General features: G+C 63.4%; 14 protein-coding genes. 7 read left to right on the forward strand and 7 right to left on the reverse strand.

Features of this window, described 5'->3' with window-relative positions:
- The first annotated feature begins 240 nt into the window (after positions 1-240).
- The 3 genes from ASE71_RS31355 to ASE71_RS31365 all read left to right on the forward strand — a co-directional run bounded on the left by ASE71_RS31355 (position 241) and on the right by ASE71_RS31365 (position 3,422).
- Positions 241-1,668 carry a cytochrome ubiquinol oxidase subunit I gene (locus ASE71_RS31355; RefSeq protein ID WP_060522327.1) on the forward strand — a complete coding sequence of 476 codons (1,428 nt, stop codon included), beginning with the start codon at positions 241-243 and terminating at the stop codon, positions 1,666-1,668.
- Entirely contained in the window at positions 1,658-2,662 is a 1,005-nt protein-coding gene (gene cydB, locus ASE71_RS31360) for a cytochrome d ubiquinol oxidase subunit II (protein ID WP_034797073.1), read from the forward strand. Before ASE71_RS31355 ends, cydB begins: the two co-directional genes overlap by 11 nt.
- A 451-nt stretch (positions 2,663-3,113) precedes the next feature.
- Positions 3,114-3,422, forward strand: coding sequence for a chorismate mutase family protein (locus ASE71_RS31365; RefSeq protein ID WP_034797078.1), 309 nt, complete (start codon positions 3,114-3,116; stop codon positions 3,420-3,422).
- 32 nt (positions 3,423-3,454) lie between these two features.
- Here ASE71_RS31365 and ASE71_RS31370 read toward each other — a convergent pair whose 3' ends face one another.
- Complete coding sequence (locus tag ASE71_RS31370; protein ID WP_060522328.1) at positions 3,455-4,621, reverse strand: pyridoxal phosphate-dependent aminotransferase; 1,167 nt, start codon at positions 4,619-4,621, stop codon at positions 3,455-3,457.
- A gap of 206 nt (positions 4,622-4,827) precedes the next feature.
- Positions 4,828-5,256, reverse strand: coding sequence for a large conductance mechanosensitive channel protein MscL (gene mscL, locus ASE71_RS31375; RefSeq protein ID WP_034797082.1), 429 nt, complete (start codon positions 5,254-5,256; stop codon positions 4,828-4,830).
- A gap of 261 nt (positions 5,257-5,517) precedes the next feature.
- Between mscL and ASE71_RS31380 the strand changes: the two genes are divergently transcribed.
- The gene (locus ASE71_RS31380) at positions 5,518-9,018 is read left to right on the forward strand and encodes a PAS domain-containing hybrid sensor histidine kinase/response regulator (RefSeq protein WP_060522329.1); all 3,501 of its coding nucleotides are present in this window, start codon (positions 5,518-5,520) and stop codon (positions 9,016-9,018) included.
- 63 nt (positions 9,019-9,081) lie between these two features.
- On the opposite strand, the gene ASE71_RS31385 is transcribed toward ASE71_RS31380, so the two are convergent.
- The gene (locus ASE71_RS31385) at positions 9,082-9,732 is read right to left on the reverse strand and encodes a response regulator (RefSeq protein ID WP_034797087.1); all 651 of its coding nucleotides are present in this window, start codon (positions 9,730-9,732) and stop codon (positions 9,082-9,084) included.
- Positions 9,733-9,813: 81 nt separating this feature from the next.
- Entirely contained in the window at positions 9,814-10,233 is a 420-nt protein-coding gene (locus ASE71_RS31390; RefSeq protein ID WP_034797089.1) for a hypothetical protein, read from the reverse strand.
- A gap of 169 nt (positions 10,234-10,402) precedes the next feature.
- Between ASE71_RS31390 and ASE71_RS31395 the strand changes: the two genes are divergently transcribed.
- Positions 10,403-10,750 (forward strand): DUF952 domain-containing protein, encoded by a 348-nt coding sequence (locus ASE71_RS31395; protein ID WP_034797103.1) that lies wholly within the window; start codon positions 10,403-10,405, stop codon positions 10,748-10,750.
- Positions 10,747-11,832, forward strand: coding sequence for a quinone-dependent dihydroorotate dehydrogenase (locus ASE71_RS31400; protein WP_060522330.1), 1,086 nt, complete (start codon positions 10,747-10,749; stop codon positions 11,830-11,832). The genes ASE71_RS31395 and ASE71_RS31400 overlap by 4 nt, the downstream gene beginning before the upstream one ends.
- Here ASE71_RS31400 and ASE71_RS31405 read toward each other — a convergent pair.
- From ASE71_RS31405 to ASE71_RS31415, 3 genes are all read right to left on the reverse strand, one after another.
- The gene (locus ASE71_RS31405) at positions 11,808-13,163 is read right to left on the reverse strand and encodes an MATE family efflux transporter (RefSeq protein ID WP_060522331.1); all 1,356 of its coding nucleotides are present in this window, start codon (positions 13,161-13,163) and stop codon (positions 11,808-11,810) included. The two genes, ASE71_RS31400 and ASE71_RS31405, sit on opposite strands and share 25 nt — an antisense overlap.
- A gap of 308 nt (positions 13,164-13,471) precedes the next feature.
- Entirely contained in the window at positions 13,472-13,975 is a 504-nt protein-coding gene (locus ASE71_RS31410; protein WP_034797109.1) for a CAP domain-containing protein, read from the reverse strand.
- Between the two features lie 2 nt (positions 13,976-13,977).
- A complete protein-coding gene (locus tag ASE71_RS31415) occupies positions 13,978-14,244 on the reverse strand; it encodes a DUF6460 domain-containing protein (RefSeq protein WP_034797119.1) in 267 nt (88 codons plus the stop codon).
- Between the two features lie 162 nt (positions 14,245-14,406).
- Between ASE71_RS31415 and ASE71_RS31420 the strand changes: the two genes are divergently transcribed.
- Positions 14,407-15,360 carry a methyltransferase gene (locus tag ASE71_RS31420; RefSeq protein ID WP_060522332.1) on the forward strand — a complete coding sequence of 318 codons (954 nt, stop codon included), beginning with the start codon at positions 14,407-14,409 and terminating at the stop codon, positions 15,358-15,360.
- The last annotated feature ends 102 nt before the right edge of the window (positions 15,361-15,462 follow it).

Consider the following 15,462-nt stretch of genomic DNA (forward strand, 5'->3'; position numbering starts at 1 on the left):
GCGCAACATTGCCGCAGTGTGACAACGTGGCGGACGCGCTGTCATTGACGTTTGGCAAATTTGGCGCAGATTCAAGTACATGCTGAAAAGCCGGTGCAACCCCAGGATTTGCCTCGGCCAGAGGCCAAGACAGGTTCCCTGATCGACGATCGGTCACCGGACAAATGATGCAGCAGCCAGAGCATTGCGGCCTACGCTTCCGTGAGGCGTCGCATCCGCGTGTCTGAAAGGATTGCGCCCGTGTTTGAGAGTTTCGATGCGACCCTGCTCGCTCGCTTCCAGTTCGCCTTCACCGTTTCCTTCCACATCATCTTCCCCGCCTTTTCCATCGGGCTTGCGAGTTACCTCGCGGTGCTCGAAGGGTTGTGGCTGTGGAAGAAGGACGGGGTCTATCTCGAACTCTTCAATTTCTGGAAGACGATCTTTGCCGTCGCCTTCGGCATGGGCGTCGTTTCCGGCATCGTCATGTCCTATCAGTTCGGCACCAACTGGAGCGTCTTTTCCGACAAGGCCGGGCCGATCATCGGGCCGCTGATGGGCTACGAGGTGCTGACCGCCTTCTTCCTCGAAGCGGGCTTCCTCGGTGTCATGCTGTTCGGCCTCAACCGCGTCGGGCCGAAGCTGCATTTCTTGGCAACCGTCATGGTCGCCGTCGGCACTCTGATCTCGGCCACCTGGATCCTTTCGGCGAACTCGTGGATGCAGACGCCGGCCGGTTTCGCAATGAACGAGGCGGGCCAGTTCGTCCCGGTCGACTGGTGGGCGATCGTCTTCAACCCCTCCTTCCCCTATCGCCTCACCCACATGGTGCTGGCGGCCTATCTCACGACCGCCTTCGTCGTCGGCGCCTGCGGCGCCTGGCACCTCATCCGCAAGACGGCGCCGCGGCGGGCGCGAAAGATGTTTTCGATGGCAATGTGGATGGCGGCGATCGTCGCGCCGATCCAGATCTTCGCCGGCGACATGCATGGTCTCAACACGCTGGAGCACCAGCCGGCCAAGGTGATGGCGATGGAGGGGCACTACCAGAGCCATCCGGACGGCGCGCCGCTCATCCTCTTCGGCATTCCGAACTCGCCTGAAAAGCGCGTCGAATACGCGATCGAGATCCCGAAGCTTTCGAGCCTGATCCTGAAGCATGATCTGAACGCGCCGCTCGCCGGTCTCGATACGATCCCGGAAGAACTTCACCCGCCTGTTGGTATCGTGTTCTGGTCATTCCGGGTGATGGTCGGCCTCGGCTTCGCCATGCTCGGCATCGGGCTCTGGTCGCTCTGGTGTCGCTATCGCGGCACGCTCGACAGCAATGTCTGGCTGCACCGTGCCGCGATCGCCATGGGGCCCGCCGGCTTCGTCGCCGTGCTCGCGGGCTGGGTCACGACCGAAGTCGGCCGTCAGCCCTATACCGTCTACGGCCATCTGCTGACGGCAAACTCAGTGGCGCCGATCGCGGCACCCGCAGTCGCCGCCTCGCTGATCGCCTTCATCATCGTCTATTTCTTCGTCTTCGGTGCCGGCACCTTCTACATCCTCCGGCTGATGGCGCGATTGCCGCGCGATCCGATGCCGGAGCTCGGCGAAGGACCGTTGCGCAGTTCCGGCATCATGCCGGGCCCCGCCATCCATAGCAGCCATGCGAACACCAAGGGAGGCCATCATGGAGTTTGATCTGCCGTTCATCTGGGCCGGCATCATCGCCTTTGCGGTGCTCGCCTATGTCATTCTCGACGGCTTCGACCTCGGTGTCGGCATCCTCTTCCCGTTCTTCCCCGAGAAGCACGACCGTGACGTGATGATGAATTCCGTCGCCCCGGTCTGGGACGGCAACGAGACCTGGCTGGTTCTTGGCGGCGGCGGCCTGATGGCGGTGTTTCCGCTGGCCTACGCGACCATCCTGCCCGCACTTTACGCGCCCATCATCGCCATGGTGATCGGCCTCATCTTCCGCGGCGTCGCCTTCGAATATCGCTGGCGCACGCGGCGGGCCGAATATCTCTGGAACTGGGCCTTCTCCGGCGGCTCGATGCTGGCCGCCTTCGCGCAAGGGATCACGCTCGGCGCGCTCGTCCAGGGCATTCCGGTCGAGAACCGTGCCTATGTCGGCGGCTGGTGGGATTGGTTGACGCCGTTCTCGATCATGACCGGCATCGCCGTCGTCGTCGGCTATGCGCTGCTCGGCGCCACCTGGCTTGTGATGAAGACCCATGGCGACCTTGCCGACCGGGCCCGCGACCTCGCGCTCAAATGCTCCTTCGCCACCGTCGCCGCCATGGGCATCGTCAGCCTGTGGACGCCGTTCCTGGAGCCGCAGTATCTGGACCGCTGGTTCGGCTATCCGACGGCGATCTTCAGCGTCGTCGTGCCGGCGCTCGTTCTCGGCTGCCTTTATGCGCTGATCACGGGTATCCGCAAGCGCCACGACAGCCGGCCGTTCATCGCCGCACTGGGCCTCTTCGTGCTCGGCTATGCCGGCATCGGCATCAGTTTCTACCCCTATATGGTGCCGCCTTCGCTGACGATCTGGGACGCGGCCGCGCCTGAGGAAAGCCTCTCCTTCCTGCTTGCCGGCGCTTTGGTGCTGGTGCCGATCATTCTCGCCTACACCGCCTATTCCTACTGGGTGTTCCGCGGCAAGGTCGATCCGGAGGAGGGCTACCATTGACCAGCGAAACAGGAACCGGCCGCAAGCTTCTCTGGTTCGTCGGCCTCTGGTGCGCGGGGGTGGCGGCCGTCACCCTCGTCGGCCTTGCGATCAAGCTGATGATCGGAACGTAGTCGATCCATTGGAGCGGGATGGGGGCGGAAAACCGCAGACACTTTTCCTCATCCCGTTCTAAAAAGCCTCGCTCAAGCTTGGCCGGCTAACTTCCCTTAACACGTCAGCAGGCGATCGCCGCAGACGGAGACAGGACCGCACCCTCCTCCCCTGCAAAGCGATCGCCTGCTGAGGTGACCACCTCAAGGGTCGCCGGCTGCGACCCTGTTGCCCCTTCCAAGATAGCTCGCCGTTTGTTAGCAGTGCGCCGCAGAAGCGCCCCGCTTGCTGAGAGCCGAGGGACGCTCGAACATCCTGGGCCCGCGCTTGGCCGCATCCAGGCAATTGGACGAGACAGATGCAGAAAACCCCCGCGCAATGCGAAACCATGGCCGACGTGCGTGCCGAGATCGACCGTCTCGACCAGGCGCTGATGGCGCTGTTTGCCGAGCGCTGGGGCTATATTGACCGCGCGGCCGAGATCAAGGCGCCGCTGAAACTGAAGGCCGACATTCCGGCGCGGGTGATGGAAGTGCGCGAGAATGCCCGCAAGAACGCTGCGCGCGTCAACCTCGATCCTGATTTTTACGAAGACATCTGGGCGCGGCTGATCGGCCACGCGATCGCTCATGAGCAGAAGCTGCTTGGCGAAACCGGCGACGAATAACGTCGCCGCCTCGCTCTTTCAATCTACGGCCGTCAGCGCCCGAGAATGTAACCCTGGAGACGGTCCGCCGCTTCCTTCACGTGGCCCGGATCACGCAGGAAGCAGGCGCGCATGAACAGCGAGCCGCCGTCGCCGAACGCCGTTCCCGGCGCCAGGCCAACGCCGGTCTTGTCGACGATGTCGATCGCTGCCGCGCGCGAATCGGTGACGCCGTCGATCTTCAGGAACGCATAGAGCGCGCCGTCGGGTTTGAGCGTTTCCACCCGGTTGGTGGCGATCAGCGCGTCGCAGAAGACGTCCCGGTTCTTCGCCGCCTTGGCGACATTGGCATCGACGAAGGCGTCGCCCTCGTCAAGCGCCACGACGGCACCGCGCTGCATGAACTGGGCGACACCCGAGGTCGAATACTGCACCAGGTTTTCGAGCACCTGGCCGATCGCGGGTGGAGCCACGATCCAGCCGACACGCCACCCGGTCATCGACCAGTTCTTCGAGAAGGAATTGACGAAAAGGATGCGGTCGCCTTCCTCCATCACGTCGAGGAAGGACGGCGCGCGGGCGCCGCCATAATAATAGAGCGCGTAGATCTCATCGGCTATGATCCAGAGCCCGTGCCTGCGCGCCAGCGTCAGGATCGCGGCCAGTTCGTCGCGGGTCGCGGTCCAGCCGGTCGGGTTCGACGGCGTGTTGATGAACAGCGCCTTGGTCTTCGGACCGATCGCCGCCTGCAGCCGATCGAGATCGAGTTGCCATTTGCCGTGTTCGAAACGAAGCTCCACCGAGACCGGGCGAACGCCGGAGAGATCGGCGGCGGCGGCAAAGTTCGGCCACGCCGGCGTCAGAAGCACCATCTCGTCGCCGGGCGAGGCGATCGCCTCGATCGAGAGCTTGATCGCCTGCATGCCGGAGCCGACGACGTAGAAATTCTCGGGCGAAAGCGACTTCTGAAAGCGCCTTTGATAGTAGCGCGACAGCGCCTCGCGCAGCGGCGGGATACCGCGCTGCCAGGTGTAGAAGGTCTCGCCGCCGGCAAGCGCATCGCGCGCAACGTCGCTGATGAAGGCAGGCGTCGGCAGGTCGCCTTCTCCGACCCACAGCGGGATCAGGCCATCGCGCCCGCGTGCATAGTTCACCACCTCGACGATGCCGCTTTCAGGTGCCGAAAGCGCACGGGGACTGATGGTGCTGAGGATGGTCATCGGCGGGCTCCGGATGCACGACGTTAAAGGCCGCGGCCTTTAGATCATCGTGAAAGATTCCAATGGACTAGAGCGCGTATCGACCGCTCCAGTTCGCCCGTTGCTTCTAGCCGCTTTCGCCAAGGCGATCACGCGACTTTATCTGACCGGTTTATCGATTTTTGTGATGTTTCGCGGCCCCGGCGAAGCCAGGGCCGCGAGGAAAGTCACGCGCGCTGCTTCAGCAGGTCGCGGATTTCACCGAGAAGCAGAATGTCTTCCGGCGGGGGCGCGGCCGGTGCTTCGTCCTTCTTCTTCTCCATCGAAGCGCGCATGCGATTCACCGCCTTGATCATCAGGAAGATGATCCAGGCAAGGATCAGGAAGTTGATGAGCACGGTGATGAAGTTGCCATAGGCAAAGACGGCACCCTGTTGACGGGCGGCGGCGAGAGACGTCGCCGTCACGTTCGCCGAGAGCGGCAGGAAATAATTGGAGAAATCGAAACCGCCGCCGGTCAGCGCACCGACGATTGGCATCACCAGGTCCTCGACGACCGACGTTACGATCTTGTTGAAGGCGGCGCCGATGATGACACCGACCGCGAGATCCATCACGTTCCCGCGGGCAATAAACTCCTTGAACTCATTCAGCATAAATCTCTCCGTATTATCCCCGTTTGAAAACGGCTGGCGGCGCTGTCCCGCGCTGCAAGCGTTTACGGAAACTAAACCAAAGCGGGCAGCGAGAAAACCTTTCTTTGCCTTTGGTCAATTGGCAGCGGATGGAGCAGGAACGGGAAGGCAGCCTGTGCTGTACACCGATTTCTCGTGTCGAGCCTTGAACTTAAGACTCATGCGGCAGGCAATTCTCAACCCGGCGGACTTGTCCTATGCTCCGCCCTGGAGGAATGAGGCATGCTTTCGGGTTCGGTCATCTTTGCCTCGGCCTTCGCCTATCTGCTGCTGCTGTTTGCAGTGGCTAGCTATGGCGACCGGCGGGCCAGGAGGAACAGCGCTGTGAAGGGCAGACCGCTCGTCTATGCGCTGAGCCTTGCCATCTATTGCACGTCCTGGACCTATTTCGGCGGCATCGGCCTTGCTGCCGAACGCGGACTCGAGTTCACCGGCATCTATATCGGCCCGATCCTGATGTTCACGCTCGGCATGCCGCTGATCCGCAAGATCATCCGCCTTGCCAAAACCGAGAAGCTGACCTCCGTCGCCGACTTCATCGCCGCCCGCTACGGCAAGAACCCGGCGGTGGCAGCCATCGTCGCGCTGATCTCGCTCGTCGGCGCCATTCCCTATATCGCGCTGCAGCTGAAGGCGATTTCGAGCTCGGTCGCAGCGATGATCAACACCAGCGACTACGGCATCGGCGCCGGGCAGAGCTACGTCGATCTTCCCCTGCTCGTCACATTGTTTCTCGCCTGCTTCGCCATCGTCTTCGGCACGCGCCATACGGACGCAACGGAGCACCAGGACGGCCTGATCCTTGCGATCGCGATGGAATCGCTGGTCAAGTTGGTGGCGCTCGTCACCGCCGGCTTCTACATCGTCTTCGTCATCTTCAACGGACCGGCTCACCTGTGGTCGCTGGCTGCAGAGAGCCCCGCCGTGCAGTCGGCGCTCTCCTACGAGACCCCTATCGCCCGTTGGGTGCTGTTGATCGTCACGTCGGCTTTCGCGATCATCATGCTGCCCAGGCAGTTCCACGTGACGGTCGTCGAAAACCGCACCGAAGGCGAGCTTCGCACCGCCGGCATCCTCTTTCCGCTCTACCTGATCGGCATCAATCTCTTCGTGCTGCCGATCGCGATAGCCGGCATCCTCACCTTTTCCGGTTCCGGCGACGCGGATCTCTACCTGCTGACCTTGCCGCTCGCCAACGGCCTGCCGGTGCTGACGCTGATCACCTTCATCGGCGGTTTTTCGGCAGCGACCGCGATGGTGATCGTCGCATCCGTGGCGCTGTCGATCATGATCTCCAACGATATCGTCATGCCGGTGTTCCTGCGCCGCAACCTCAGCCAGCGCGGCGGCTTGCAGGAAAACCTCGCGGGAACGCTGCTCAACATTCGCCGTTCGGCGATCTTCGTGGTGTTGTTGCTCGGCTATGGCTACTACCGCTCCGCCGATATCAGCGCCGGCCTCGCCTCGCTCGGCCTTCTGTCTTTCGTCGCCATCTCGCAGATGGCGCCGGCGCTGCTCGGCGGCCTCATCTGGCGACAGGCCAATGCCCGCGGCGCGATCACCGGCATGGTATCGGGCTTCCTCGTCTGGGCCTATCTGCTCTTCCTGCCGAGCCTTGGCGGACCCGACAATTCCCATGTGGCGACGACGATCTTAAGCTTCCTGTTGCCGTTCACCGACCTCTTCTCCGGCCCCAACGCCGATCCGCTGGTCAACGCGACGGCGCTCAGCCTGCTCGTCAACTGCGCCACCTATGTTCTCGGATCGCTGACCCGCACACCGAAGCCGATCGAACGCTTCCAGGCCGGCGTGTTCATCACCCGGCGGTCGCGAACCGAAGGCGCCTTTCGCGGCCGCAAGACCAAGGTCACGGTGCGCGACCTCAAGGCGACGATCGCCCGTTACATGGGTGCTGAGCGCATGCAGCGCTCGTTCCATACGTACGAGCGCCAGACCGGCCGCTGGCTGGACGACAATGCGCCAGCCGACATGGCCGTGGTGCATTTCTCCGAGCAACTGCTCGGCAGCGCCATCGGCTCGTCCTCCGCCCGGCTGGTGCTTTCCCTGGCGCTGCAGCGCGGCGACGACACATCGTCCGAGACGGCCTGGCTGCTCGACCAGGCGAGTGAGGCGCTGCAATACAATCAGGATATGCTGCAGACTGCGCTCTCGCAGATGGACCAGGGCATCGCCGTCTTCGACAACGCCAACAACCTGATCATCTGGAACCGGCGCTTCCGCCAGCTTCTCGACCTGCCGGAGGCAGCCGGCCAGGTCGGCTTCCCGCTTGCCGATATCGTCTCGATCCTCACCAAGCGCGGCGATATTCGCAAGGATCAGGAAAAGGGGCTGATCGCCAACTTCCTGACGCTCGACAAACCCTTCCTGCTCGAACTGGGCAACGGCGAGCGCATCATCGAAGTGCGCACCAACGCCATGCCCGACAAAGGCATCGTCACCACCTATACCGACATCACCCAGCGCGTCGCCGCCGACATGGCGCTGAAGCAGGCGAACGAGACACTGGAACTGCGCGTGGCCGAGCGCACCGGCGAATTGACCCGGGTGAACCGGGAGCTCGCCGAGGCGCGCGCGGCCGCGGAAGAGGCCAATATCGGCAAGACGCGGTTCTTCGCCGCCGCCGGCCACGATATCCTGCAGCCGCTGAACGCCGCCCGCCTCTATTCCTCGTCGCTCGTCGAGCGGCTCGGCGAGTCCGACAACAGCACGCTGGTCGAAAACATCGATTCCTCGCTGGAATCGGTCGAGGCCATCCTTGGCGCCGTGCTCGACATATCGCGCCTCGACACCGGCGCCATGAAGGCGCGGATACAGTCCGTTCCGCTCAACGAGCTGCTCAGAAGGATCGAGACCGATTTCGCCCCGATGGCGCGGGCCAAGGATCTCGAACTCATTATCATGCCGACATCGCTCGTCGTGCGCAGCGATCCGAACCTGCTGCGCCGCGTCGTCCAGAACCTCGTCTCCAACGCGATCAAATACACCCTGGCCGGCAAGGTGCTCGTCGGGGTGCGCAGGCATGGCGCCATGGCGACGATCGAGGTGCTCGATTCCGGCATCGGCATTCCCCAGTCGAAGTTCCGCACCGTCTTCAAGGAATTCGCCCGGCTCGACGAAGGCGCCCGCACGGCGTCCGGTCTTGGGCTCGGCCTTTCGATCGTCGACCGCATCTCGCGCGTGCTCAACCATCCCGTCAGCCTGCAATCGACTCCCGGCAAGGGCACGGGCTTCAAGGTGACCCTGCCGCTTGATGCCAGCGCCGGCGATCGGGTCGCTGTCCGTCCGGTGCCGCAGAGCAAGGCAAGCGAGGCGCTGAACGGCCTGCGGGTGCTCTGCATCGACAACGAACCGCGGATCCTCGAGGGTATGCGGGTGCTGCTGTCAGGTTGGGGCTGTATCGTCAGTACGGCGGAATCGCTTTCTGCCTGTTCCGAATTCGGCGTGGAGCCCGGCGAGAAGCCACACGCCGTCATCGCCGATTATCACCTCGACGACGGGACCGGCATCGAGGCGGTCGCCCGCATTCGGGCATCGACCGGCGAAGCGACGCCGGCGCTGCTCGTGACGGCTGACCGCTCGCCGGAAGTGCGCGCCGCGGCCGAACGCGACGGCATCGCGATCCAGAACAAGCCGGTGCGCCCGGCGGCGATGCGCGCCTGGCTGACGCAACTTTCGACAGCGGCACGAACGGCTGCGGAATGAACGGCTCCCACGTTGTGGGGCCGCCTGGGACGAGAGAAAATCACAAAGCCAAGGCTGGCCGCATCAGGCGGCGGCGACGGTGCCGATCTTCGAAAGCTGGATGACCGCCTGGGTGCGGCTGTCGACATTGAGCTTTAGCAGGATCGCCGAGACATGCGCCTTGATCGTCGCCTCGGAGACGCCGAGTTCGTAGGCGATCTGCTTGTTGAGCAGGCCCTCGCCGAGCATGCTGAGGACGCGGGACTGTTGCGGCGTCAAGGTCTGCAGGCGCTGGAGCAGATCGGCGACCTCGGGTTCGTATTCCTGGGCCTGGTCGTAGCCCGCGGGAACGAAGACCTCGCCGGCCATCACCTTCTCGATCCCCTCGCGGATTTCCTCGATGCCGGCCGATTTCGAAAGAAAGCCGGACGCGCCGAGATCGAGCGCGCGATGGATCGTCGCCGGATCGTCATGGGCGGAAACCACCATGACCGGCAGGCTCGGAAATTCGGCGCGAAGTGCGATCAGACCGGAAAGCCCGCTGACGCCGGGCATGGTCAGGTCGAGCAGCATGAGATCGGCGTCAGGGTTGTCGGCCGCCGCCTTGCGCGCGGCTGCGAAATCGCCGGCCTCGACGATGGCGGGCGCGCCGTCCACGCCGCTCAGTGCCTGGCGCATTGCGCCCCGAAACAGCGGATGGTCGTCCGCGATGATGATGGTCATGTCCGGTGTCATGCTGCTCCCTCCCAAGAGCCCGGGCTGAAATCTGCACGCCCCCACGCGCCGATCCGCATCCCGCATGGCCGATCCGGAAACTCAGGTCTTCTGCGGCTCCTGAGCGGGGTCGCTGCCTTCGAGATCCTTCACGATATCCATGAACCTACGCATCATTCTTTCCATGATGCCCATTGCCCGGTCAATCTCTTCCTCAGCCGGAAGGTCCTGTTTTGCGACACTTTCACCGGCTTTGGCCGCCTTTTCCAAAGCATCGACCCGCTTCGTCAGGAGGTCCAACTCCTGTTCAAAAGCGGCCCGCTCGTCGGCGGCCATGCGGCACACCAACTGGCCGTCCTTCTCCTGGCAGAGCGATACCTCGCCGGTCTGGGTATCGAGCCGGGCGATACCGGTGTCGGACTTCTGCATGCTGTAGCGTCCGGGGGACGGATCCTGCGCGCTGGCGCCGCCGGCCAGAGCTAATCCGGTACCGAACAGAAGTATGGCAGCAGCGTTTTTCATGACATCTTCTCCGTTACGATCCTTGTCGGAACATCACATGTGCGCGAACGAGAAGAGCGAAATCGGTCTTCACCGCCGATTATGCGCGAATCGTCGTCCTTCTGCGATGGACAATCGCCGATATTTACGGCAAGGCCACGACAGAAGATTACGGGGACAGACGGGCACCATGAGTTCCATCATCTACAAAATCGTTCCGGCATTGCTGTGGCAGGAAGCCAAGCGCAGCGGGCGCTTCGACGGCGCGCCGGTCGATCTCGCCGACGGTTACGTCCATTTTTCGACCGGCGAACAGGTGGTCGAGACGGCAGCGCGCTACTTCGAGGGACAGGAAGGCCTGCTTCTGGTCGCCGTCGACGGCGACGCACTTGGCGAAGAGCTGGTCTATGAACCCTCGCGCGGCGGCGCCCTCTTCCCACATCTCTATGCCCCCCTCTTCCTGTCGGCCGTTCTCTGGGAAAAGCCCCTGCCGCTCGGCGCCGACGGCGCGCATATCTTCCCGGAACTTGATGCATGAACCCGCTGACCAGCCTTGCCCGCCGCGGCCTTTTCCTCTTCGATCCGGAGGCCGCGCACGGCCTTTCGATCAAGGCGTTGAAGACCGGGCTCGTGCCGAACTGTCCCGCCAGGGCCGACAAGCGGCTTGCGCAGACAGTCGCTGGCATCGTTTTTCCGAACCCGATCGGCATGGCGGCCGGCTACGACAAGAATGCAGAGGTGCCGGAAGCACTTCTGAAGATCGGCTTCGGTTTCACCGAGATCGGCACCGTCACGCCGAAGCCGCAGGCAGGCAACGACAAGCCGCGCATTTTCCGCCTGGTCGAGGACGAAGCGGTGATCAATCGCCTCGGCTTCAACAATGAAGGTCATGGCGCAGCGCTGGCGCGGCTGAAGGCCTGTTCGCGCGATGCGCTGATCGGCGTCAATATCGGCGCCAACAAGGACAGCGCCGACCGCATCGCCGACTATGTCAGCGGCATCCATACGTTCTACTCGGTCGCCCGCTATTTCACCGCCAACATCTCCTCGCCGAACACGCCGGGTCTGCGCGACCTGCAGGCGCGCGAAAGCCTCGCCGCCCTGTTGTCGGCGGTGCTTGCCGCGCGCGACGAAGAGGCGCTGCGCAGCAATCGCCGCGTTCCCGTCTTCCTGAAGATCGCGCCCGATCTCACCGAAGAAGGCATGGACGATATCGCTGCCGAAGTGCTGGCACACAATCTCGACGGCCTGATCGTCTCCAACACGACGCTCTCGCGCGACGGCCTCAAGGATCAGGCCCAAGCGAAGGAGTCCGGTGGCCTCTCGGGCAAGCCACTGTTTGAAAAGTCGACGGCGGTGCTTGCCCGCATGCGCAAGCGTGTCGGCCCGAAGCTGCCGATCATCGGCGTTGGCGGCGTCAGCTCGGCCGAAACCGCGGCCGAAAAGATCCGCGCCGGCGCCGATCTGGTTCAGCTCTATTCCTGCATGGTCTATGAGGGCCCTGCCCTGCCGGGCCGCATCGTACGTGGCCTCTCGGATCTCTGTGAGCGCGAGCGTCTCACCTCGATCCGCGATATCCGCGACAGCCGTCTCGACTACTGGGCCGGCAGGAACGTCTGACGCGCCTTCATCGGGATCCGCGACAAGAGGAACAGCCCGCGCATCAACAGGAACAGGTTGAGCCCCGCCCACAGGCCATGATTGCCGAAGGCGGGGACCAGCACGGCGAGCGCTGCGGCATAACCGACAAAGGCCGCCAGCATCATGTTGCGCATCTCGCGCGACCAGGTGGCGCCGATGAAGACGCCGTCCATCAGGAAGGCGAGCGCGCCGGTCATCGCCGTCACTGCCGCCCAGGGCAGATATTCGTAAGCCGCCGCGCGAACATCCGGGGCCGTCGTCAGAAGATCGATGAGCCTGCCGCCGAACAGCAGGAAGGCAACGGTCGTCACCAGTGCAAGCCCCAGCGACCAGGCCGCCGTCAGCCGCAGCGCACGGTCGAAGGCCGGGCGGTAACCGGCGCCGATCGAGCGGCCGATGAGCTGTTCCGCCGCATTGGCAAGGCCGTCGAGATAGTAGCCGGCAACGAGGAAGATCGTCATCAGCACCGCATTGGCGGCAAGCGTCACAGGCCCGAAGGCGGTGCCGATGCGGGTCATCAGCGTGAAGGCGGCCAGAAGCAGGAACGAGCGGATCATGATGTCGCGGTTGAGGCCGAAGAGCGGCTTCAGCCGTTCGCGATCGAAGATCTCGGCCCAGCTTGGCGCATCCTTGCGGTCGAAGCGTCCATAGACGATGGCAAATCCGACGAGCGCGCCGATCACCTCTCCGGTAACGGTTGCGAGCGCCACTCCCATCACACCCCAGCCGAACACCAGGCCGAGCAGGATCGACAGCACGATATTGATGCCGTTGATCAGCGTCTGCAGCATCAGCCCGATGGTGCCTTCGCCGCGGCCGAGCACGAAGCCAAGGATGGCGTAATTGGCAAGCGCCGCCGGTGCCGAAAGGATGCGACAGAGAAAATAGGTGCTGGTGACATCAGCCACTTCAGGCTCCGGTCCCATCAGCCAGAGGCCGCCGGACAAAAGCACCGGCGAAACGAGCAGGCTGATCGTGCCGCAAACGAGCGCGATGATCAGCGAGCGCCAGAACACCGCCTGCTGCTCGCGCCGGTCGCCGCGGCCATAGGCCTGGGCAACCAGGCCCGTGGTCGCTGCCCGCAGGAAGTTGAAGCTGGTGAAGATCAGGTCGAACAGGATGGCGCCGACGGCAAGGCCCGCCAGCAAGGTTGCCTGCCCCATGCGGCCGACAACGGCGGTATCGACGAGGCCTAGCAAGGGCGTCGTCAGAAAGCCGAGCGTCATCGGCAGCGCAATCGCCAGGATCAGCCGATGGGTGACATGGAACGGGCCGGCAGCGTCGCTCGGCGAGGCGGAAGAGGCGGTCATCGGGCGGTCCGGGCGTGTTGGATGAGAGGTGACCGTTTTAGGGAATGAGCATGGGGGGATGCAAGCGCGTCGTGCAGCTCGGCGAAAACGTCCCAATGCGGCAAGAGCCCCTCACCCTAGCTCTCTCCCCGCAACCGGGGAGAGAGGACGTGGCGAACGCAACGTCGCCCCCGACATCGATCGAAGGAAAGTCCGGATATCAGTCACAGTGAATTGGAAGGGCGCGGCAAGCCTCCGTCTCCCCGCCTGCGGGGAGAAGGTCCGGGCAGGGGGATGAGGGGCGCAGTTCCATACGAATGCGGACGCTATCAGCCCGAAAGTACCATCGCCCAGAACGGACGGTTGCCGGAGGCTGCGTTCTGCGCGACGGCAACGCCCAGGCCACGGTAATTGCCGAGCATGTTTTCGAGATGCTTGGGCGACCTGTACCAGGCGTCATAGGCGCGTTCGGCATCGTCCTGGCCCACGGCGATGTTTTCGGCGGCCGGAAGCGTCACGCCCTGGCCCTTCATGCGGTCGTAGAAACTGTCGTTCCAGCCGATCAGGTGCTGCATCTTGCCGGCCTTGGCCATGCGCGCCGCCTGGTTCATCGCAGCGACGGACGCCGCATGGTCGGCGACGAGCTCGGTCAGGCCCTTGCCCTTGCGCAGCTTGTTGACATAACCGAGGCTCGCTGCGGTCTGGTCGCTGCCGGTGCCGCTTTCGGGCATCAGCACCTTGGAAGTTGTGCAGCCGGCAAGTGCGCCGAGCGAGAGGATGGCGGTCGCACGCAGCAGGCCGCGGCGTTCGATCAGAAGAAGGCGGTCCTGCATCGTCAACGCCGAAAGTTCAGGACGCGCAGGATGACGAAGGCCGGCACGACGATCACGGCGCCGAGCAGCAGATAGTCGCCCACCCGACCAAGCGCTGCAAAGCCGGTGTACCAGAGGTCGAGCAGGAAGTTGCGGACGGCGAAGTAGATATCGGTCGGATACCAGCCGAACATCCTCATCACGAAGCCGACGAGGATCGACACCACGATGAGCTTGACCAGCACACGCAGCGGCGAGTCACCCAAGAATCTGTTCATTCCGTCCGACATCAGCGAACTTCTCCTGTTTGTCTTCACATAAGCCGCGATCGGCAGCGTCGCAAGTCACCGGCCCCGGCGGGCACGGCCCGCGCTTCCGATCGCGCCAGATTCCGCTTGTATTTTGCGGCATCCGGCGTCAGAAGCGCTAATCGCAACCAACATCTCACATTGATGACGCTCAACCAGCTCTCCTCCGGCGACCTGATCGCCGACCGCCGCGCCGACTACGCAAAAATGCTTGCCGAGGGCGGTGAGCCCGCAAGTGCGGCCGAACTCATGGCGCAAGCGCTGGAACAGGCACCCAACTGGGCAGCCGGCTGGTTTCGGCTCGCGGACTATGAAGAAAAATCTGGCCGGAAAGAGGCGGCGATCGAAGCGCTGAGGAAAACGCTGGCGCTCAGCCCCCAGGATATCTTCGGCGCCGGCCTGAAACTGGCTCTGCTTGGCGCTGCGGCCATGCCCGAACAGCCCCCGAGCCTCTATGTCGAGCGCCTCTTCGACGACTATGCCGATCGCTTCGACAAGGCCCTGGTGGAGAAACTCGGTTATACCGTGCCGCAGAAGCTCGCGGCGCTCATTCAAAGCCATATCGGGCAAAGCCACACGGGAGGCCTCATCTTCGAGCATGTGACGGATCTCGGGTGCGGCACCGGCCTCTTCGGCGAGCGCGTCCGGGATCAGGCACAGTTCCTCGAAGGTTTCGACATCTCCATCAACATGCTCGCCAAGGCCGAGGCGAAATCCACCTACGATCGGCTGGCCCGCGCCGATCTCTCTCTTTCGCCGGAGGTTTCCGGCATCTTCGGCAACTTCGCCACCGCCCGAGCCGATCTCGTCAGCGCCGCCGACGTGCTCATGTATCTCGGTAATCTCGACAGTGTCTTCGACATCACCACGCGCCTGCTCACCCCTCAGGGCCATTTTGCGTTCTCGGTAGAAGACGCCGGCGATGGGGAGGAGTTCCTGCTGCGGCCGTCGCTGCGCTACGCTCACAGCGAGACCTATGTCCGCGGCCTCTGCGCAACGCATGGACTGGAGCTTGTGGCCATGGAGCACACGGTCATCCGCATGGATGCGGGAGAGCCAGTCTTCGGCATCCTGTTCCTGGCGCGCAAGCCTGCATAAAACGCAAGGCAGAGTCGCAAAAATAGGTCAGCATAACTGACATATTTTTCTTGATTGTTGTTGTGCATTGCAGCATTGCTCAAGCCATCGCAATCGAGGATT

The sequence above is a fragment of the Ensifer sp. Root954 genome, assembly GCF_001429005.1.
Classification (GTDB): domain Bacteria; phylum Pseudomonadota; class Alphaproteobacteria; order Rhizobiales; family Rhizobiaceae; genus Ensifer; species Ensifer adhaerens.